Source organism: Oxalobacteraceae bacterium OTU3CAMAD1 (assembly GCA_024123915.1).
Taxonomy (GTDB): domain Bacteria; phylum Pseudomonadota; class Gammaproteobacteria; order Burkholderiales; family Burkholderiaceae_D; genus Rugamonas.
Genome location: CP099650.1, coordinates 4,204,319 through 4,224,297, shown reverse-complemented (window position 1 = coordinate 4,224,297; position 19,979 = coordinate 4,204,319). Strand labels below are relative to the sequence as shown.

General features: G+C 62.7%; 15 protein-coding genes. 9 read left to right on the top strand and 6 right to left on the bottom strand.

From position 1 onward, the window contains the following. Positions 1-203 precede the first annotated feature (203 nt). From NHH88_18185 to NHH88_18175, 3 genes are read left to right on the top strand one after another with little or no spacing between them, the layout of a single operon-like run. Positions 204-2,690 carry a cellulose binding domain-containing protein gene (locus NHH88_18185; protein USX11636.1) on the top strand — a complete coding sequence of 829 codons (2,487 nt, stop codon included), beginning with the start codon at positions 204-206 and terminating at the stop codon, positions 2,688-2,690. Positions 2,691-2,705: 15 nt separating this feature from the next. Next, positions 2,706-3,308: a PEP-CTERM sorting domain-containing protein gene (locus NHH88_18180; protein USX11635.1), complete on the top strand. Its 603-nt coding sequence runs from the start codon at positions 2,706-2,708 to the stop codon at positions 3,306-3,308. Between the two features lie 25 nt (positions 3,309-3,333). Then, on the top strand, positions 3,334-4,728 hold the full coding sequence (locus NHH88_18175; GenBank protein USX11634.1) for a glycoside hydrolase family 5 protein: 1,395 nt from the start codon (positions 3,334-3,336) through the stop codon (positions 4,726-4,728). Positions 4,729-4,872: 144 nt separating this feature from the next. On the opposite strand, the gene NHH88_18170 is transcribed toward NHH88_18175, so the two are convergent. Then, a complete protein-coding gene (locus NHH88_18170; GenBank protein ID USX11633.1) occupies positions 4,873-7,242 on the bottom strand; it encodes an acyl-CoA dehydrogenase in 2,370 nt (789 codons plus the stop codon). Between the two features lie 90 nt (positions 7,243-7,332). Next, positions 7,333-9,102, bottom strand: a complete 1,770-nt coding sequence (locus NHH88_18165; protein USX11632.1) for a hypothetical protein — start codon at positions 9,100-9,102, stop codon at positions 7,333-7,335. A gap of 153 nt (positions 9,103-9,255) precedes the next feature. Here NHH88_18165 and NHH88_18160 point away from each other — a divergent pair, with 153 nt between their 5' ends. Then, the gene (locus NHH88_18160) at positions 9,256-9,912 is read left to right on the top strand and encodes a cation diffusion facilitator family transporter (protein USX11631.1); all 657 of its coding nucleotides are present in this window, start codon (positions 9,256-9,258) and stop codon (positions 9,910-9,912) included. Positions 9,913-10,007: 95 nt separating this feature from the next. On the opposite strand, the gene NHH88_18155 is transcribed toward NHH88_18160, so the two are convergent. The 3 genes from NHH88_18155 to arsN2 all read right to left on the bottom strand — a co-directional run bounded on the left by NHH88_18155 (position 10,008) and on the right by arsN2 (position 13,632). Continuing rightward, positions 10,008-11,450, bottom strand: a complete 1,443-nt coding sequence (locus NHH88_18155; protein ID USX11630.1) for a polysaccharide lyase — start codon at positions 11,448-11,450, stop codon at positions 10,008-10,010. A 467-nt stretch (positions 11,451-11,917) separates the two neighbouring features. Next, positions 11,918-13,123, bottom strand: a complete 1,206-nt coding sequence (locus tag NHH88_18150) for an MFS transporter (protein USX11629.1) — start codon at positions 13,121-13,123, stop codon at positions 11,918-11,920. A gap of 47 nt (positions 13,124-13,170) precedes the next feature. Then, a complete protein-coding gene (arsN2, locus tag NHH88_18145; GenBank protein ID USX11628.1) occupies positions 13,171-13,632 on the bottom strand; it encodes an arsenic resistance N-acetyltransferase ArsN2 in 462 nt (153 codons plus the stop codon). 147 nt (positions 13,633-13,779) lie between these two features. Here arsN2 and NHH88_18140 point away from each other — a divergent pair, with 147 nt between their 5' ends. The 4 genes from NHH88_18140 to arsH are packed head-to-tail and all read left to right on the top strand — an operon-like array spanning position 13,780 to position 16,662. Next, the gene (locus tag NHH88_18140) at positions 13,780-14,088 is read left to right on the top strand and encodes a metalloregulator ArsR/SmtB family transcription factor (protein USX11627.1); all 309 of its coding nucleotides are present in this window, start codon (positions 13,780-13,782) and stop codon (positions 14,086-14,088) included. 35 nt (positions 14,089-14,123) lie between these two features. Continuing rightward, the gene (locus NHH88_18135) at positions 14,124-14,618 is read left to right on the top strand and encodes an arsenate reductase ArsC (protein USX11626.1); all 495 of its coding nucleotides are present in this window, start codon (positions 14,124-14,126) and stop codon (positions 14,616-14,618) included. A 22-nt stretch (positions 14,619-14,640) separates the two neighbouring features. Further along, entirely contained in the window at positions 14,641-15,921 is a 1,281-nt protein-coding gene (locus NHH88_18130; GenBank protein ID USX11625.1) for an arsenic transporter, read from the top strand. A 24-nt stretch (positions 15,922-15,945) separates the two neighbouring features. Beyond that, positions 15,946-16,662 carry an arsenical resistance protein ArsH gene (gene arsH, locus NHH88_18125; protein USX11624.1) on the top strand — a complete coding sequence of 239 codons (717 nt, stop codon included), beginning with the start codon at positions 15,946-15,948 and terminating at the stop codon, positions 16,660-16,662. A 13-nt stretch (positions 16,663-16,675) separates the two neighbouring features. On the opposite strand, the gene NHH88_18120 is transcribed toward arsH, so the two are convergent. Beyond that, on the bottom strand, positions 16,676-17,587 hold the full coding sequence (locus NHH88_18120) for a LysR substrate-binding domain-containing protein (protein ID USX11623.1): 912 nt from the start codon (positions 17,585-17,587) through the stop codon (positions 16,676-16,678). Between the two features lie 176 nt (positions 17,588-17,763). Between NHH88_18120 and NHH88_18115 the strand changes: the two genes are divergently transcribed. Beyond that, positions 17,764-19,959, top strand: coding sequence for an OsmC domain/YcaO domain-containing protein (locus tag NHH88_18115; protein USX11622.1), 2,196 nt, complete (start codon positions 17,764-17,766; stop codon positions 19,957-19,959). Positions 19,960-19,979 lie beyond the last annotated feature (20 nt).

The following is a 19,979-nucleotide window of genomic DNA, read 5'->3' as shown; positions in this document are numbered from 1 at the left end:
AGAGTATCGATATTGCGATTGGTGGTGTCAACGGTTGACGCGATCTAATCATGTTTGTGACTAAAGCTAGTAAGAGTTCGTAAGCCAAATTTCGTTGAGCGCTCTGGTGATTTTCGTAATTGCGGACGCCTTGACGAAATCGCAGAATGGTCAGACGCGCACCAGAGGCGCGATAACTATAAATCTAAGAGAGACACAAAAAAATGAGAATCAAGCCCGTTGTGGCGCTGCTTGCGGCAGCGTTGTCGATCCCGCTCGTCTCGACAGCGGAAAACTATCACTGGGACTCGGTCGCCATCGGCGGCGGTGGCTTCGTCACCGGGGTTGTCCCTAGCAAGCTTGAACGCGATGTCGTCTACGTGCGCACCGACGTCGGCGGCGCCTATCGCTGGGATGCCGGCAAATCGCGCTGGGCGTCGATGACCGACTGGATAGGCCAGAGCGATGTCGGCTTGCTGGGCATCGAGTCGCTCGCGGTCGATCCGCACAACGCGGCCAACGTCTACATGCTGGCCGGTACCAGCTACTTCAGCGGCGGCAAGACCGCCGTGCTGCGTTCCAGCGATTACGGCAAAACCTTCACCGTCACCGACGTCAGTACCCAATTTAAATCCCACGGCAACGGCATGGGGCGCCAGAACGGCGAGAAGCTGCAGGTCGATCCCGGCTCCGGCAACGTGCTGTACGCGGGCACGCGCCGCGACGGCTTGTTCAAGAGCGCGGACGCAGGCGCCACCTGGAGCCGCATGCCCGGCTTCGACGTCACCAGCACGCCGAACGACAATGGCGTGAGCTTCGTGCTGCTCGATCCCACCAGCGTGGACGGCGGCCTGGCGCAGCGCATGTTCGTGGGCGTGTCGCGCTTCGATTCGGCGGGACCGAACCTGTTCTTCAGCTATGACGCCGGCGAGACCTTCGTGCCGGTCGAAGGCGGCCCGACGGGCCTGATGCCGCAGCGCGCGGTGCTGTCGCCCGAAGGGCTGCTGTACATCACCTACGCCAACGGCGCCGGTCCGCATCCGGGCACGGACGAGCCGATGGACAACGGCCAGGTATGGGAATACGACGCCGTGGGCGGCAACTGGACCAACATCACCCCGACCGGCTTCGCGCGGCCATTCGGCGGCATCAGCATCGACCGCAACGATCCTAAACATTTGGTGGTCTCCACCATCAACACGTGGATGCAGCAAAGCGCCAACCAGTACGGCGACCGCATTTTCACGTCCAAGGATGCCGGTCGTACGTGGACGGACGTGGTGGCGCGCGGCTTCGCGCTCGACCCCAAGGGCGCCAACTGGATCGCCGACACCTCGATTCATTGGGCCGGTTCGGTCGAAATCGATCCGTTCGACGGCAAGAAGGTGTGGGTGGTTTCCGGTAACGGCTTGTTCAAGACGAACGACATCAACGCCACCACGACCACCTGGAACTTCGACGTGGCGGGGCTGGAGGAGACCGTGCCGTTCGATTTCCAGAGCATCCCGAACGGGCCGCTGGTCTCGGTGATCGGCGATTTCGATGGCTTCATCAACAGCGATCCGTCGCAGTACGGTGTGCGCCATGCGCCGCAGACCGGCACCACCACCGGCCTGGCCATCGCCGCGCAGGACCCGCGTATCATGACGCGCGTCGGCAACGACATGTACTACACCACCAACAGCGGCTCGAGCTGGACCAAGTCGCCGGTGCTGAACGGCGCCAAGGGCTACGTCGCGCTGTCGGCCGACGGCTTCGCCTTGCTGCATAGTCCCGCCGATTCCGCCGTCAGCTATCGCTCCACCAACTTCGGCGCCAGCTGGACCGCCATCTCGGGGCTCACGGCCAACAACGCGCGCCCGGTGGCCGATCCGGTCAATCCCACCAAGTTCTACGCCTACGACAATGGCAGGCTGCTGGCCAGCGTCGATGGTGGCGCCTCGTTCGCCCTCAAAAGCACACTGGCTTCGGGCGGCTCCAAGCTGATTCGTCCCGCGCCGGGACGCGAGGGCGATTTGTGGGTCTGCCTGAATGGCAACGGGCTGTCGCGCTCCACCGATTCCGGCGCCACGTTCACCAAGGTCGCGACGGTGAACCAGTGCGATGCCGTCGGTTTCGGCAAGACCGCGCCGCAGGCCAGCTATCCAACCGTCTACCTCCACGGTACGGTGGGCAGCGTGCACGGCATGATGCGTTCGACCGACGCCGGCGCGACGTGGGTGCGCGTCAACGACGCCGCCCACCAATATGGCGGCTTGGCCAACGGCGGCATGGTGAGCGGCGATATGAACGTCTTCGGCCGCATCTACATGAGCACCGCCGGTCGCGGCATCGCCTACGGCACGCCGACGACCGGCGGCGAAGTGCTGGTGACGCCGGTGACGGCCGGCCCGCCGGTGGTCACGCCGCAGCCGGTCAACGAGTGCAGCTACGTCGTCACCGCCGCCTGGTCGGGTGGCTACAACGCAGCCGTCCGCATCAAGAACAACCGCTCGACCGCCGTCAACGGCTGGGCCGTCAGCTGGACTTACACCGACAATTCAAGCGTCCAGGGGTTCTGGAACGCCGACGTCACCGGCACGCCCCCGACCTACACGGCCACGCCGAACCAGAGCTGGAACACCAACATCCAGCCCGGCGACACCGCGGAATTCGGGATGACCGTCAGCGGCGAGGCGATTCCCGTCGTTACCGGCGACGCTTGCAAATAATTAGAGAGTGAGACTATGAAAAAGATACTGATTGGCTTTTTGGCCGGCGCGGTCCTGACGCTGGCGTCGCCGGCACAAGCAGCCGTGGTGGACTTCGATGACGTAAGCGCCGGCGGCAAACTGTCGACGCTGTCCAAATACAATCCATACGAGGATCTGACCTGGACCAGCAGCTGGTTCCTGGGCGATACCGCCGTCAATGGCTACAGCAATGGCGCGCATTCGGGCACGCAGTTCGTGTCCAACGGTTTCGGCGTGAACAATCTTGGCATCAGCAGCGCCACCGCCTTCAATCTGGACGGCGCTTGGTTCGCCACACCGGCCACCAACGGATCGAAGGCCACGTGGATCAACATCAGCGCCTACGATGCGGCGAACCAGCTGATAGGCAGCACCGGCAATGTCGCCATCAACGGCACCTATAGCTGGGTGCAAGCCAGCTTCGCCAACGTATCCCGTTTGACCATCACGCGCGACAAGGGCTGGTTCGTGATGGACGACCTGTCGATGTCCGCCATCGGCCCCGTACCGAGCCCCGTGCCGGAATCGGGCACTGTGGTCCTGCTTGCGGCGGGATTGCTGATGACGGGTTTTGCAGCAATGCGTCGGAAGTCCTAACCACGTAACCACGAAAGGTCACACGATGAAACCCTTGTTATCGATGGTGCTATTGCTCCTCGCGCTGGGCGCGGGGCCGCTCGCGCAGGCGCAAAATTGCGGTAGTGGCGGCGGCGCGACCGTTTGCCTCACCGCGACCGGCACGGCCGACAATATCAAACTGACCTGGACCGTCAGCGGCGCCGTCACCGGCGTGCAGGTCTACCGCGACACCGACAGCGACACCAATGGCCGCAGCCGGCTGGCGATCCTGGCGGCATCGGCCACCACCTACACCGACGCAACGCCGGCGCAGGGCACGCCTTACTGGTACTGGATCAAGTTCACCACCAGCGGCGGCAGCTACAGTTCCGGCGCGGCGACGGCGGTGCGCTCCGGCGCGGTGCGCAACCTGACCAGCCTTCAGTTGTCGGCGCAGATGTCGCCGGGCTGGAACCTGGGTAACTCGTTGGAAGCAATCGGCGGCGAAACCGCCTGGGGCAATCCGCAAGCCAACCAGGCACTGTTCAACGGCGTCAAGGCGGCGGGCTTCAAGAGCGTGCGCATTCCGGTGTCGTGGAGCCAGTATGCGGACGCCAACTACAACATCAGCGCCAGCTGGATGGCGCGTGTGAAGCAGGTCGTCGATTATGCGCGCACCGCGGGTCTGTACGTGATCATCAACCTCCACTGGGATGGCGGCTGGATGCAGCCGTCGTTCGCCCAGCAGGCGGCGGTGAACTCGCGCCTGAACAAGTTCTGGACGCAGATCGGCACCACCTTCAAAACCTACGACGACTATCTGCTGTTCGCCGGCACCAACGAAACCAATATCGAGGGGGTGTTCAGCGCGCCGACGGCGGAAAACTGCACGGTGCAGAAGAGCTTCAACCAAACCTTCGTCAACGCGGTTCGCGCCACCGGCGGCAATAACACCCAGCGCCATCTGGTGGTGCAGGGATATCTGACCAACATCGACTACACCATCGGTTGCAATGCCACGATGCCGACCGACTCTGTGGCCAGCCGCTTGATGATGGAGGTGCATTACTACGATCCGTACAACTTCACCTTGAGCGAAAGCGACAATATCTGGCAGTGGGGCGCGAGCGCCACCAATCCGGCTGCGACCGAGACCTGGGCCAACGAGTCGTTCACCGACGCCCAGTTCCAGAAGATGAAGACCAACTTTATCGACAAGGGCGTGCCGGTGATCCTGGGCGAGTACTCGGCCAACTTGCGCAGCAACGTCGATCCAACGGGTAAGTACCGCAAGCTGTGGAATCAGTACATTACGCAAGCGGCCTTCAAGCGCGGCGTGGTCCCGATGTACTGGGATAGCGGTTTCACCGGCAACCACGCCTCGGGATTATTCAATCGTTCGAACGGCACACAGGCTTATCCCGATGTGGTCACCGGGATCATCAACGCCGCCAAGTAACGAAGCAGGGACGAACCGCTGAAACACGTAGGGCGGATTAGCGAAGCGTAATCCGCCAATGCGTGCTCCGTCGGCGACTCACAAATGGCCGATTACGGCGTTCCGCCTAATCCGCCCTACGTGGAACCGTGGTGATCCCGGCGATCAGGCTTCGATTGGCGCTTCTTTCGCCGACATCCGCCAGCGCTTGTCGGCGTCGGCGGCGGCGTTGAGGTCTTGCGGGAAGTCGTCCACGTGCACCGACAGGTCGGTGAAGCGGGCGAAGTCCGACAGCGCGCGGCGTTCCTCCGGCGTCACCAGGCCCTTGGCAGCGGCCCGCGAGACCCATTGCTCCATCTCCGGCAGGCTTTGCGGCATGCCTTCGAGTTGGCCGGCACGCACCGCCGGCTTGAGGCGGTGTTCGACAGCCTCCACCTGCGGCAGCAGGCCGAACGCCAGTTCGCCGCATGCCACCGGATCGCGCAGGTCGTCGGCCAGGAAGCCGTCGGCCAGCAGTCTTTCGCGGCCGGCGCCGGCGGTTTGCATGGCGTTCGCCACGGCGCTGCCTAGTTCATCGGACGGCGGCGAGTACGGCAACCCGAACGGGAACGTCAGCAGGCGCGCCAGGACGGCGGCGGGGCGGTTGGGGAAGTTCTCCAACACGCCGTCCAGCGCCAACTGCGCCTTGTGCAACGCATCCTGCACCGACCAGTGGACGTAGGGCGCGTCGGCTTGCTGCCGGCCGTCGTCTTCATAGCGCTTCAAGGTGGCGCTGGCCAGGTACATCTGCGACAGCGCGTCGCCCAGGCGGCCGGAGATGCGCTCGCGGCGCTTCAATTCCCCTCCCAGCACGAACATCGACATGTCGGTCATCAGCGCGAACGCGGTGGACACGCGCCCGATGGCGCGATAGTAGCCGGCCATTTCCCCGGCCGCCTGCTCCGGCACCGGCGCGGTACCGCCGCCGGTCAACCCATACCACAGGCCGCGCGCGGCGTTGGCGCAGACGAAGCGCATGTGGCCGAAGAAGGCGGCGTCGAAATCGTGCAGCGCCTTGCGATGATCGGTATCGGCGGTGGCTTGCATCTCTCGCAGCACGTAGGGATGCGAGCGGATTGCGCCCTGGCCGAAGATGATCAGGCAGCGCGTGAGGATGTTGGCGCCTTCCACCGTGATGGCGATCGGGATCTGCTGGTACGCGCGGGCGAGGAAATTGCTCGGTCCCATGCAGATGCCTTTGCCGCCCAGGATGTCCATGCCGTCGTTGACGACTGCGCGTCCGCGCTCGGTGACATGATACTTGGCGATGGCCGAGATCACGGCCGGCTTTTCGCCCAGGTCGACGGCCAGCGCCGACAGCTTGCGCGTCGCGTCCATCATGTACAGATTGCCGCCCATGCGGGCCAGCGCCTCCTGCACGCCTTCGAACTTGCCGATCGAGGTCTTGAACTGGCGGCGGATCGCGCAATAGGCGCTGGTGCCGCGCACCGCCAGCTTGGCCGTGCCGACGCTGGCCGACGGCAGCGAAATCGCGCGGCCGGCCGCCAGGCATTCCATCAGCATGCGCCAGCCCTTGCCGATCTGGCGCGGGCCGCCGATGATCCATTCCATCGGGATGAAGACGTTGTCGCCGCTGGTCGGACCGTTCTGGAACACCGCGTTCAGCGGCCAGTGGCGCCGGCCGATCACGACGCCGGGATGGGTGGTCGGGATCAGTGCGCAGGTGATGCCGGTGCTGGAGCCGGCCGGCAGCAGGCCATCCGGATCGACCACGCGGAAGGCCAGGCCCAGCAGGGTGGCGATCGGACCCAAGGTGATGTAGCGCTTGTTCCACGTGATACGCAGGCCCAGCGTCTCGCGGCCTTCGAACTTGCCCATGCACACCACGCCGGTATCGGGAATCGCGGCGGCGTCGGAGCCGGCGTAGGGGCTCGTCAGCGCGAAGCAGGGGATTTCGGTGCCGGCGGCCAGGCGCGGCAGGTAGTAGTTCTTCTGTTCGTCGGTGCCGTAGTGCAGCAGCAGTTCGGCCGGGCCAAGCGAGTTCGGCACCATCACCTGCACCGCCAGCGCCGAGCAGCGCGTCGACAGCTGCATCACCACCTGCGAATGCATGTAGGCGGAGAAGGCCTTGCCGCCGTATTCCTTCGGAATGATCATGCCCAGAAAGCCTTTGTCGCGGGCGTATTGCCATGCCGGCGCCGGCAGGCCTTGCCAGACCTGGGTCGCCTCCCAGTCGTCGACCAGCTCGCACAGGTGGCGCACTTCGTGGTCGAGGAAGGATTGTTCCTCAACCGTCAGCGCCGGGCGCGGCAGCTTCATGAATTTGTTCCAGTCGGGACGTCCGGAGAAGAGGTCCGCGTCCCACCAGGTGGTGCCCGCTTCGAGGGCGTCGCGCTCGGTGTCGGACATGGCCGGCAGAATGCGCTTGAACAGCGCGAAGATATGCGGGGTGACCAGGCTGCGGCGCAGCGACGGCGTGGCGAGGATGATGGCGGGAACGCCAATCAGTATCACGAAGAATATAGCGAAGATCATATCGTGCTCCTTTATTATTGGAGCACGATACTGCGCGGGAAGCTACGTTACCGTGCGTTCACGCGCATAACTGTTATCTAAGCCAGGCGATTATCGCTTGGTGGGGGTGCCTATCACGGCCTTGTCCGGACTGCCCGTATTAATGGTCTGGTTGTGGAAGTAGTTTTGGGCGGCCTCCACGCCGGCGTTGTAGCGGACCGTCGCCATCACGCTCTGGGTGTCGATGGTCCATTCCTTGAATGTCGGCGCTGCCTGCTCGGTGCGCATTTCAGCGAGGATGTCGTCGCGGCTGGCGCCCGCCGCAACTTTCTGCTGCCAGGTGTTCGCCCAGCTCGCGGTTTCGGGATCAAGCGTGTTCAAGGTCATCGTCTTCAACTGAATCTTCGCTTGCGATGTGTTGCCAAGGTAGGCTTGCGTCAGGGCGGCGAATCGCGCGAAGGCGCCGACTTCGCGCGCGCTGCGCCAGGCGGTCAGCGCGCCCTCCAGCGCCGTTTCGCTCAGTTCGGACCGTCCCAGCAATTCGGCGCGGAAGTAGGCGTAGGCGGCATCCGCCGATTCGGGATTCAATTCCCTCGCATTGAGCAACTGTTGCTGCGCCCTCTGGAGGTAAGCTTGCGCCCCTGTTCCCTGGGTCTGTTCGGCCAAGCGCAGATTCGCCAGACCCGACAGATATACGGCGTCGAAATCGCCGGCGTTTTTAGCGATGGCCTGTGTCAGCCACGGCAACGCCTCCTGCGGATTGCCGAAAGCGATGCGCGCCCGGCTCAGCGTCATTTGCGCGTATTCGTTCTTTGGAAACTTGCCCGCCTCGCTGGCGATCTTGTTCAGCAGCGCTTCGCCCGCCGTTTTGCCCGGGCACGATTTAACGGCCGCGTCGAGCATGACGAAGTCCGTGGCCGCCTGCGGCAGCGCGGTGAAGTTGACGGTCGCCTTGGGCAGATCGGGCACGTCCACCAGCAACACCTTGATCGAGGTGCGGCGGTAGCGCCACATCTCCGTGCCCAACTGTGTCGCCTTCAGATCGAAGGCGCCCTCGAACGCCGGCACCGCCTCCTTGCCCTGATAGACCGAGTTCAGGTATTTGCCCAGGCGGGCGCGGTTGTCTTCGGAAGACAGCATGTAATGCATCAGTACCCAGGACTTGGCGGCGAATTCGAGGCGCACGCCGGCGTCGCCGGCGTAGTTCTTGGCGTTGGCGATCCGTTGTGCGAGGACGTCGGTGTAATCGAGGCTGTAGCGGTTCCCTTCCTCGAGGAAGTCGAGGTATAGCGCGACGTTCAGCGGCGTTTTACCGATGCTCATCTGCGTGTCGGTGAAGCGCACGCTGGCGAAATACTGCGCGAAACCGTCGATGAAGGCGGCCGGCGACCGGATGTCGGTATGGCGATAAACGAAGTGGCGGGTATAGGCTTCGAAGATGTACGAAAGCCCTTCGTTCTCCGACGTTTCGCCGAGATGGAAGCCGAAGCCCTGTACACCGGAAGGGCAGCTGCTGTACAAGCCGATGGCGTCGGCAGGCAGCGCGGCGTCGATGGTGTTCAAGCCCTCGACGCGGTTCTGGTAGTAAAAGGTCAGCTTCTGATCCGAGCTGTTGGCCTTGCGGTAAGGCTTGGTATATATCCGCAACAGGAAGTCGAGCCGTTCCAGATTGTTGAGCAGTTCGGTCGTCGCTTCGCGATTGGTGTCGGCGTAGACGATGAAGTGCTGGCTTTCGGCGCGGAACCACGGCGATGCCTTCTTGTAGTTGGCGATGGTAACACTCTGGGTTACTTGCTGCGCCTCGCTTTGTTGGGCGGCGGCGTGGGACATCGAGATGATGCCAAGCGCGGCAAGCGCTCCGGCACAAATGGCGTTGTACATGGACTGTCTCGTGTGAAATTTTTCAGTACGATAACACAGGCGATGTATCTATTTGCAACCATTTTTGCCAAGATGGCTCGTCCTGTCGCATGGGCTTGACCTTGCAGTGGCTTCAGGGTTTCTAATGGCGGCTATTGAGGGAAAGGAATGCTCATGTCTGACTGCTGTTCTGGAGGTTGCGCGCCCGGCAAGCCGGTGGCCGATCCGCGTTATCGGCGCATTTTGTGGATCGCGCTGGTGGTCAATACGCTGATGTTCGGCGTGGAGTTGGCCGGCGGCCTGGCCAGCAATTCCGTCGCCTTGCTGGCCGACGCCGTCGATTTTCTCGGTGACGCCGGCAACTACGCGCTGTCCTTGCTGGTATTGGGTTCGCCGCTGGCGTGGCGTTCGCGCACGGCCTTGTTCAAGGGCGCGACGATGGGGGCGTATGGCGTCTTCGTGCTCGGCAAGGCCGCGTGGCATATGGTGTCGGGACCCGTGCCCGAGCCGGTGATGATGGGGAGCATAGGTTTCGCGGCGCTGATCGCCAACGGCACGGTCGCGTTGTTGCTGTACGCCTACCGCGACGGCGACGCCAACATGCGCTCGGTGTGGCTGTGCACGCGCAACGACGCCATCGGCAACGTCGCCGTCATGCTGGCGGCGCTGGGCGTGTTCGGCACGCAAAGCGGCTGGCCGGATATCGGCGTGGCGCTGATCATGGGCTGCCTGGCCCTGAGCGCCGCGCGCCAGGTCATCAAGCAGGCGAGGGCGGAGATGTCCCCGAGCCCAGTGACGCTGAAAACTTCTGAAATACGTAGGGCGGATTAGGCGGAACGCCGTAATCGGCCATGTACGAGCCACCGGCGGCGCTTGCATGGCCGATTACGCTTCGCTAATCCGCCCTACGTGGTTCAGAACGGAGCTTAGTTCAACTTGCCCGCGCCGGCTTTTGCCGGCACAGCCGTCTGTGCCGCCGCCGCCGTCTGCAACGTGTACGCATACGGCGGCGTCCACGTGTTCGCGGCGCTAGGCTGCGCGAATCCGCACTGTCCATCGATCGCACTGCTGCCCGACCGGTCGCTGTTGAAGATATGCCCCGACGAACGGAAACCGAGGAAGTCCTTGCCCTTGATGACCTTGCCGCAGAAGTCCTCCACCTTCAATCCTTCGATGGTGTAGTAGTTATTTTGCAGCAGCATGTTCGACTGGTAGCGCGCATCGCTGCCGCCCGCGAACTTGAGGTCCGGATTGGTGGTGGTGGTGCTGCCGGTGACCACGTTGTTGAACATGTGTACCTGGCCAAAGCGATTTAGCGGCAGGCGCGTGGTCGCACCATTCCACCAGTTGCCCGAGAACGTCACGTGCAGGCGGCCGGCGTCGCTCCAGGCGCGCCCGGAGTCGCCGTTGCCCACCAAGGTGGTCTTGTGGTGTTTGGCGAACAGGCTGTTGGCGATGGTGACGTAATCGCTGCCGCGCACCACGTCGAGCGCGCCGTCGTGCCGGGTTTTGTAGGTGCCGGTCGCCAGCGAATCCGGCGTGTCGCCGTCGCTGACGGTCAAGTGGTCGATGTAAACATTCTGCGCGCGTCCCAAGGTGATGCCATCGGCGTAGGCGTTGGCCGAATCCTCGGGGTTGACGTCCCATGGCGTGTCGAGCACCAGGTTACGCACGATCACGTTGCGGGTCCAGGTCGGATAGTCGTCGCCGTTCTTGCCGTCGGCGATCCATTTCTTGAAGTCCGATTCCGGATCGCCGCCGGGCGCCAGCGCCAGCTCGCCGCCGATCAGCAGGGCGGTGCCGGTGATGCGCGCCGGCCGGCCCTGCGCGTCGTTGATGCCCACCAGGGTCGTGTTCGACGGCAGGCTGATCGAGCCGCCGAACTTCTGGTCCGAATAGCTGGTGTACTCGCGGAAGACGGTGTTGTTCTGGCTCCAGCGCAGGTCGATATGGCCGATCACGCGGATGATCTTCGGCTCGTTGCCGGCCTGCTGGATGGCGGCGATCAACTGCTGGCCGTTGTAGACGGTATAGACGCGGTTGGCGGTGGCCGAACCGCCGCCCGTCACCACCACATTGCCCTTGCGCGACCAGGCATGCCAGCCGGCGGTCGGCGCGCTCTGGCGCTCGAAGGTGAGCACGCCGCCGGTTGGATCGGCCGAGGCGAACTGCCATGTCGGCAACTTGGGCGCGGCCATGTAGCTGGCGGGATCGTGCTTGCCGTTCACCAGCACCGGGGCGGAATAATTGCGCACGCCGTACTGGGCGGTTTGCAGCGGGGTGCTGGCGCCGACCAGGGTGGCGGCGTCGATGGCGGCTTGCGCGGAAGTGGCCAACAGGATGCTGGCGGCGAGAACTGTGAGTTTCATGCGTGTCTCCAATGTGGAAGTAACGTGCGGCTGCGTTCTTTTGTGAACGCTTCGTTTTCTGCTCGCGCTACGATCCGTACCCGCGTGTGGGCGCCTTGCCTGACGCAATGCAAGGTCGATTTTCGATCGCGATTTTCGATCGGGATTCTCGATCCGAAAACCGACACCAATGTAGGCCGGAGGCAATGGCGGTGGGCCACTGCAGGTCGCGACGAACATTTTCCAACTGGGTGGGTACGGACAAACATTCAGCATCCGGACAGCGATGGCTGAAACAGGCACCTTGCGTACCTGTCGCCGTTGCGAGGAGGGCTGGGAGCCGAGTTCGCGCAGGTCAAGGAACCGGTGCCGGCGAACCCTGATGGGCGCGTTTCGGCGTCGATTGATGAATACTAATCCCGAAGAAAGAAATATGCAATATTGGATTTATGTTAAACAACATACCAAGTTGCAAGCCAGTTTGAAGCTTACGAACCGATCGGCTTGGACGCCTTGCCATCATGCGCGCTGCCCTGTATCGCGCGCAGGTAAAAGCCCAGCGAGACGATCGACATCGCCAGCAAGATGACCAGCAGGGCCGCCGGGTTGGCGTGGCCGCTCAAGATCGCCGCCGCCACGATCGGTCCCGCGGCCTTGGCCGCCAGCGACGGCCCGGCCATGGCACCGGAAATCGCGCCGTAGTTTGCCCGGCCGAACATCGCCTGCGGTATGGTGCCGCGCACGATCGTCAGCACGCCGTTGCTCATGCCGTAAAGCACGCAGAACAACGCCACGGCCCAGGCCTGGGCGCCGAACAGCAGCAGCGCCAGCACGGCCGCCGGCAGCGAGGAGAAGGTGAACTTGCCGACCGTTTGCGGCAGCGCGTTGCGCAGCAGGGTGCGCTCGCAGATGCGGCCGGCCACTTGCGCCGGTCCCATCAAACTGGCCATCAGCACGGCGATGGCGGCGGTGTGGCCCAGGTCCGTCAGCAGGGGAATCAGGTGCACGGACAACGCCGAGAAAATGAAGATGTTGGCCGAGAACGCCATCGCCAGCAACCAGAACGCCGGATGGCGCAGCGCCTCCGCCAGGGTGTGGCTGCGGTCGGGCGGCGCGTTCTGGACCGGCGCGGCCGGCGTGTCGCGCCCGAGCATCGCGTGCAGCGGCAGGCAAAGCAGCAGCTGCGCCAGGCCGAACCAGAAATAGGTGTCGCGCCAGCCGATCAGCGTGCTCATTTTTAGGGTCAGCGGCCAGAACACGGTGCTGGAGAAGCCGCCGAACAAGGTCAGCGTCGAGATCGCCTGGCGGCTGTTGAGATGGAACTTGCGGTTGATGGTGGCGAACGCCGCCTCGTACATCGTCAGCGACATGGCGACGCCCAGCACGGTCCAGGCGCCGAAATAGGACAGCGTGTCGCCGGCCCGGCTGAGCCAGACAAGTCCGGCGCCGCACAGCACGGAACCGGCCGCCATGATCCACTGGCCGCCGAAGCGGTCCAGCAGGATGCCGGCGGGCGTGGCGACCAGGCCCGAGACCAGCAGGCTCCACGAGAAAGCGCCGTAGACCATCTCGGAACGTAGCCCCAGTTCGCGTCCGATGGATGGGGCGACGATGGAAAATGCGTAGTAGACCGAGCCCCATGTGGCAATTTGTGTGAAGGCAAGTATGCCGATGGTGCGCCAGGAATGCGGCATCAATCTCTTTCTTAGTCCTGCGATTTATAAAGACTTGGCGGGCGCCCTCAGTCGGTCGTCAAGGACATGGACATCAAGGTCGCCGAAGCGGGACATGCGCCCTGAAATTCGCGCGAGGCGTGCAGCGCGGAGGGAACCTCGACGCGGGTGCTTTCCGTGAAACCGCGCCGGGCAAAGAACGCCGCGGCAGTGGTCGTCAGCAGGTACAGTTTGTCGATGCCGCGCGACCTGGCCATCCCTTTGAGTGCGTCGAACAGCTGGCCGCCCGTGCCACCGCCACGCAGGGTGGCCGACACCACCACCGAGCGCAGCAATGCCGTCGCGCCGTAGTGTTCCAGCGCGCCGGCGCAGACGATCGCGCCATCGAGCTCGCCGACAATAAAGCTGTCCAGGTGATCTTGCGCGCCGTCGAGCGGCAAGCGCGCGTCATTCAACATCGTTTCGATGGCGCCCCAGTCGGCGGAGGTGGCCGGCCGGAATGCCGGGATTCGCGCGGGGATGCTGCTCATATCTCTCCTGTTTGTTGTTCGCCACACCGGCTTGCCTAAAGAATAATTCCATGTCATCAAGCTGTCAATATACTTCGATATTATTTGAAATGTCGTAGTCTTCAAGTTATGATACTTCAATCGTTATCGAATCATGGAAGCAAGATTATGGAAACCAAGGACGTGTTAGCGGCGCTGGCGGCCATCGCCCAGGAGAGCAGGCTGGCGATTTTCAGGCTGCTGGTGCAGATCGGTCCTGGCGGCATGGCGGCCACCAAGATCGCCGAGCACCTGGACATCGCGCCGTCGTCGCTGTCGTTTCACCTGAAGGAGCTGACCCACGCCAAGCTGATCACCTCCCGCAGCGAAGGGCGGTTCGTCATCTACTCGGCCGACGTCGCCGTCATGAACGGCCTGATTGGCTACCTGACGGAGAACTGCTGCGGTGGGGTTCCTTGCGGCCCGACCGGCTGCTGAACAAATTCACTATCCACATAAACCGGAGAATCCACATGCAAGAAAAAGCTTATAACGTCCTGTTCCTTTGCACCGGCAACTCCTGCCGTTCCGTCATCTCCGAAGCCACTTTCAATCACTTGGCGCCCGCCGGATTGAAGGCGATCAGCGCTGGCAGCCAACCGGCTGGCAAACTGCATCCGCGCGCGGTATCGCTACTGGCCAGCAAGGGCATCTCGACCGAGGGTTATTTCAGCAAGTCCTGGAACGATCTGCCGGTGACACCCGACATCGTCGTCACCGTTTGCGGCAGCGCCGCCGGCGAAACCTGTCCGGCCTACCTGGGACCGGTGACGCGCACGCATTGGGGCGTCGACGATCCCGGCCACGTAGGCGGCACGGAAGAAGAGATCGACACGGCGTTCGAGCACACCTACGGCATCATCCGCGCCCGCATCGAAGCCTTCCTCGCGCTGCCGCTGGCGGAGCTTTCGAAAGACAAGGCCGCGCTGAAGGCCGAGCTCGACAAAATCGGTCACATCACCACCTAACCCCGGAGTCTAAGGACTGGCAATGCTCGCTGCATTTTTGATTTTCCTCGCCACATTGATCCTCGTTATCTGGCAGCCGCGCGGGCTGGGCATCGGTTGGAGCGCGGCCGCCGGCGCCTTCGTGGCGCTGCTGGCCGGCGTGATCCATGTCGCCGATATCCCGGTGGTGTGGCACATCGTTTGGAACGCCACCGGTACCTTCGTGGCGGTGATTATCATCAGCCTGTTGCTGGACAAGGCCGGCTTCTTCGAGTGGGCCGCGTTGCATGTGGCCCGCTGGGGGCGCGGCAGCGGAACGCGCTTGTTCGTGCTGCTGATCTTGCTGGGGGCGGCCGTGGCCGCGCTGTTCGCCAACGACGGCGCGGCGTTGATCCTGACGCCCATCGTCATCGCCATGCTGCGCGCGCTGCGCTTTTCCGCCAAGGCCACGCTGGCCTTCGTGATGGCGGCCGGCTTTATCGCCGACACGGCCAGTCTGCCGCTGGTGGTGTCCAACCTGGTCAACATCGTGTCGGCCGATTATTTCGATATCGGCTTTGCCCGCTATGCCGCCGTCATGGCGCCGGTCAACCTGGTCTCCGTGGCCGCCACCCTGGCAGCGCTGATGTGGTTCTTCCGCCAGCACATTCCGGCCACCTACGAGCTGGCCCAGTTGAAAGCGCCGGACGAGGCGATCCACGACCGCGCCACCTTCCTCACCGGCTGGTGGGTGCTGGGCCTGCTGTTGGTCGGCTTCTTCTGGCTCGATCAACTGGGCGTGCCGATCAGCGCGGTCGCGGCGGCCGGCGCGGCCTTGCTGTTGGCGGTCGCCGCGCGCGGCCATAATATCTCGACCCGCGACGTGGTCCGCAACGCGCCCTGGCAAATCGTGGTTTTCTCGCTGGGCATGTACCTGGTGGTGTACGGCTTGCGCAACGCCGGTCTCACCGATTACCTGACCGGTGTACTGAATCAATGCGCCAACTATGGCGTGTGGGGCGCGGCGCTGGGCACCGGCCTGATCACGGCGTTGCTGTCGTCGATCATGAACAATATGCCGACCGTGCTGATCGGCGCGCTGTCGATCGACGCGACCACGGCCCAGGGCGCGGTGCGCGAGGCGATGATCTATGCCAACGTCATCGGTAGCGACCTCGGCCCGAAAATCACGCCGATCGGCAGCCTCGCCACGCTGCTGTGGCTGCACGTCCTGTCGAGCAAGGACATCAAGATATCGTGGGGCTATTACTTCCGCGTCGGCATTGTGCTGACCTTGCCGGTGCTGTTGATCACCTTGGCCGCGCTGGCCTTGCGGCTGGCTTAAACACCTGAACAATCTGGACTAAACATGGAAAAGATCACCAACCTGCCCAACATCAATCCCGACCAGCTCGATTTGCCGAGGCTGGATAAACTGGCCCAAGTCGGCGACCTGAGCCACCCGCCGCGCATCCTGATGCTGTACGGCTCGCTGCGGGAACGCTCGTTCAGCCGCTTCCTGACCGAGGAGGCGGCGCGCATCCTGGAGCACTTCGGCGCCGAGGTGAAGATCTTCGATCCGATGACGTTGCCGATGGCCGGCAGCGTGGCGGACGATCATCCAAAAGTGGTCGAGCTGCGCGAACTGTGCATGTGGTCCGAGGGCCAGGTGTGGTGCAGCCCGGAGCGCCACGGCGCCGTTACCGCCGTGATGAAAAACCAGATCGACTGGATTCCGCTGGAGATGGGCGCGATTCGTCCCAGCCAGGGCCGCACCCTGGCGGTGATGCAGGTCTGCGGCGGTTCGCAATCGTTCAACGTGGTCAATACGCTGCGCCTGCTCGGGCGCTGGATGCGCATGTTCACCATTCCCAACCAGTCGTCGGTGCCGATGGCGTACAAGGAGTTCGACGACGCCGGGCGCATGCGGCCTTCGGCCTACTACGACCGGGTGGTCGATGTGATGGAAGAGTTGTTCAAGATGACGCTGTTGCTGCGAGGCCGGACGGACTATCTGACGGATCGTTACAGCGAGCGCAATGAACGGCAGATGAAGGCGATCGACGCCGCCATTAAACGAATCTGAACGGCGTGGCCTGTCAGGAAGCGGATTGCCGGCCTTCGCGCAACTGGTCCCACAACTTGTCCAGCATGGGCTTGCGGTGGGCAATGGCGCGGAACAGCCGGATCTCGAGCCGCATGGTCCACAAATCGCCGCCGGCGCGCACCAGGTTGCCTTCGGCCAGCTCGCGCGCGATGCTGCTCTCCGGCAGCCAGGCCAGCCCGTGTCCGGACAGCGCCATGGTCTTGAGCAGTTCGGCCATGTCGCTCTCGTAACAGCTGCGAAGGCAGACAGGTTGGCCGGTGCGCGCCTGCAAGCGTTGCACCACCCGGCCGAAGTAGGACGTCGCCGTGTAAGCCAGATAGGGCAGGGGAGCGGCCGTGCCGCCGGGCAGCGCGAACATCGGCGAGCCGGCGCGGTTGGGCACCGATACCGGCATCACCGTTTCGTCGCCCAGGTGCAGGAATTCGAAGCGCTGCGCATCCAGTTCGATCGGCAAGTCGGCGTGGTGATAGCACAGCAGCAGATCACAATTTCCCTCGACCAGCGACAGCACCGAGTCGTGCACATTGGTGGGCAAGATGCGCGCCGGCAGCGGGCCGTGCCGCGCTTGCACCGAATTGAGCCAGCCTGGAAAGAAGTTCAGCGACAAGGCATGGCCGGCCGACACGCGCAGCACTTGGTCATTGGTTTCCTCGACGCGCAGCACGGCGCGGGTATCGTTCAATAGCCGTACCGCCTCGGTTGCGGCGGCGCCGAACATCTTGCCGGCCGGCGTGAGCACCAGCGGATAACTGCTGCGGTCGACCAGATCGGCGCCCACCCAGGCCTCCAAGGATTGGATGCGTCGGCTGAGCGCCGATTGGGTCACGCCGCGGTCGTCGGCTGAGCGCGAAAAATTGCGCGTCCGCGCGAGACTGATGAAATCCTCCAGCCACTTGATGTCCATCGGTCCGTTCTCCCATGCCAGTTGCCATTGTCCGCCCTGCCGTGCCTATCGTTATTCCGATTTCGCATAGTATCAGAGCGGTATAGCGGCGATGGTCGTGTGCCAGTCTTTGCCGCACGGCCAAAACAACGGATAATGGCGGCCAACTCATTTTGCGCACCAGATTGGAATTCCCCATGGAAATTAAGGTCAATTTTCTCGATAAGCTACGTCTCGAAGCTAAATTCGATGATTTCACGGTCATCGCCGACCAACCCATCCGCTACAAAGGGGATGGCTCCGCGCCGGGTCCGTTCGACTATTTTCTGGCCTCGTCCGCCTTGTGCGCCGCTTACTTCGTCAAGTTGTATTGCGTAACTCGCAATATTCCAACGGAAAACATCCGCCTGTCGCAGAATAATATTGTCGATCCGGAGAACCGTTACCAGCAGATCTTCAAGATCCAGGTCGAACTGCCGGCCGATATCTCGGACAAGGACCGCCAAGGCATCTTGCGCTCCATCGACCGCTGCACGGTGAAAAAGGTGGTGCAGGCCGGACCCGAATTCATTATTGAAGAAGTCGAGAACCTGGATGCCGACGCCCAGGCGTTGCTGACCATGAAGCCGGCAGGGGAAGCCAACACCTATATCGTTGGCAAGGATCTGCCGCTGGAGCAAACCATCGCCAATATGTCCGGCGTTCTGGCGGGATTGGGTATCAAGATTGAAATCGCCTCGTGGCGCAATATCGTTCCCAACGTCTGGTCGCTGCACATCCGCGATGCGCACTCGCCGATGTGCTTCACCAACGGCAAGGGATCGACCAAGGAAAGCGCCTTGGCGTCGGCCCTGGGCGAGTATATCGAGCGGCTGAACTGCAACCACTTCTATGCGGGCGCGTATTGGGGCGAAGACATCGCCAACGCCGCCTTCGTCCATTACCCGAACGAACGCTGGTTCAAGCCTGGCCGCAAGGACGCGTTGCCGGCCGAAATCCTGGATGAGTATTGCCTGGAAATCTACGACGCCGATCGCGAACTGCGCGGCTCGCATCTGTACGACACCAACTCCGGCAATGTGGAGCGCGGCATCTGTTCGCTGCCATTCGTGCGGCAATCGGACGACGCCGTCGTGTATTTTCCGTCGAACCTGGTCGAGAACCTGTACGTCAGCAATGGCATGAGCGCCGGTAACACGCTGGCCGAGGCGCAGGTGCAATGCCTGTCGGAGATCTTCGAGAGGGCGGTTAAACGCGAGATTCTGGAAGGCGAAATCGCCTTGCCCGACGTGCCACAGGAAGTATTGGCGAAGTACCCGGGCATCGTGGCCGGCATTCAAGGCCTGGAAGAGCAGGGCTTCCCGGTGCTGGTCAAGGATGCGTCGCTGGGCGGAACCTACCCGGTCATGTGCGTGACGTTGATGAATCCACGCACGGGCGGGGTGTTTGCCTCGTTCGGCGCGCACCCGAGCCTGGAAGTGGCGCTGGAACGCAGTCTGACCGAACTGCTGCAGGGCCGCAGCTTTGAAGGCTTGAACGATTTGCCTCGGCCGACGTTTGTCAGTAACGCCGTGACCGAGCCGAACAACTTCGTCGAACACTTCATCGATTCCAGCGGCATCGTGTCTTGGCGCTTCTTCAGCGCCAAAGCCGACTACGATTTCGTGGAATGGGATTTCTCCGCACAAGGTGAGAACTCCAACGCCGAGGAAGCCGCGACCTTGTTCGGCATTCTCGAAGAAATGGGTAAAGAGGTCTACATGGCCGTCTACGACCAACTAGGCTCGACCGCATGCCGGATTCTGGTGCCGGGTTATTCGGAAGTGTATCCGGTGGAGGATCTGATCTGGGATAACACCAACAAATCGCTGTTGTTCCGCTCCGACGTGTTGAACTTGCACAGCCTGGACGATGACGCCCTGGAGGCGCTGCTCGAACGTCTGGACGATAACGAACTGGACGAATACGGCGATATCGCCACGTTGATCGGCGTCGAGTTCGACGAGAACACGCCTTGGGGACAGTTGACGACGCTGGAGTTGAAGCTGTTGATCAATCTGGCCTTGGAGCAGTTTGAAGAGGCAAAAGAGCTGGTGGAAGCCTTCCTGCAATACAACGACAACTCGCTCGAGCGCGGACTGTTCTATCAGGCCTTGAACGTGGTGCTGGAAGTGGAGTTGGACGACGATCTGGAACTGGAAGATTACGTGGTCAATTTCCGCCGGATGTTTGGCGATGCGCGGATGGACGCGGTGCTGGGATCGATGGACGGCAGCGTGCGGTTCTACGGTTTGACGCCGACAAGCATGAAGCTGGAAGGCCTCGACAGGCACGAACGTCTGATCGACAGCTACAAGAAATTGCATACGGCGCGGGCGAAGGCGGCGGTTTGACCTTGTCGTATAATCGTGGC

Bases quoted from the DNA above. Each gene is read 5' to 3' on its own strand.
- arsH (USX11624.1), top strand. From the start codon at position 15,946: ATGGAAAAGATCACCAACCTGCCCAACATCAATCCCGACCAGCTCGAT.
- NHH88_18120 (USX11623.1), bottom strand. From the start codon at position 17,587: ATGGACATCAAGTGGCTGGAGGATTTCATCAGTCTCGCGCGGACGCGC.
- NHH88_18130 (USX11625.1), top strand. From the start codon at position 14,641: ATGCTCGCTGCATTTTTGATTTTCCTCGCCACATTGATCCTCGTTATC.
- arsN2 (USX11628.1), bottom strand. From the start codon at position 13,632: ATGAGCAGCATCCCCGCGCGAATCCCGGCATTCCGGCCGGCCACCTCC.
- NHH88_18140 (USX11627.1), top strand. From the start codon at position 13,780: ATGGAAACCAAGGACGTGTTAGCGGCGCTGGCGGCCATCGCCCAGGAG.
- NHH88_18185 (USX11636.1), top strand. From the start codon at position 204: ATGAGAATCAAGCCCGTTGTGGCGCTGCTTGCGGCAGCGTTGTCGATC.
- NHH88_18165 (USX11632.1), bottom strand. From the start codon at position 9,102: ATGTACAACGCCATTTGTGCCGGAGCGCTTGCCGCGCTTGGCATCATC.
- NHH88_18175 (USX11634.1), top strand. From the start codon at position 3,334: ATGAAACCCTTGTTATCGATGGTGCTATTGCTCCTCGCGCTGGGCGCG.
- NHH88_18180 (USX11635.1), top strand. From the start codon at position 2,706: ATGAAAAAGATACTGATTGGCTTTTTGGCCGGCGCGGTCCTGACGCTG.
- NHH88_18155 (USX11630.1), bottom strand. From the start codon at position 11,450: ATGAAACTCACAGTTCTCGCCGCCAGCATCCTGTTGGCCACTTCCGCG.
- NHH88_18150 (USX11629.1), bottom strand. From the start codon at position 13,123: ATGCCGCATTCCTGGCGCACCATCGGCATACTTGCCTTCACACAAATT.
- NHH88_18115 (USX11622.1), top strand. From the start codon at position 17,764: ATGGAAATTAAGGTCAATTTTCTCGATAAGCTACGTCTCGAAGCTAAA.
- NHH88_18160 (USX11631.1), top strand. From the start codon at position 9,256: ATGTCTGACTGCTGTTCTGGAGGTTGCGCGCCCGGCAAGCCGGTGGCC.
- NHH88_18170 (USX11633.1), bottom strand. From the start codon at position 7,242: ATGATCTTCGCTATATTCTTCGTGATACTGATTGGCGTTCCCGCCATC.
- NHH88_18135 (USX11626.1), top strand. From the start codon at position 14,124: ATGCAAGAAAAAGCTTATAACGTCCTGTTCCTTTGCACCGGCAACTCC.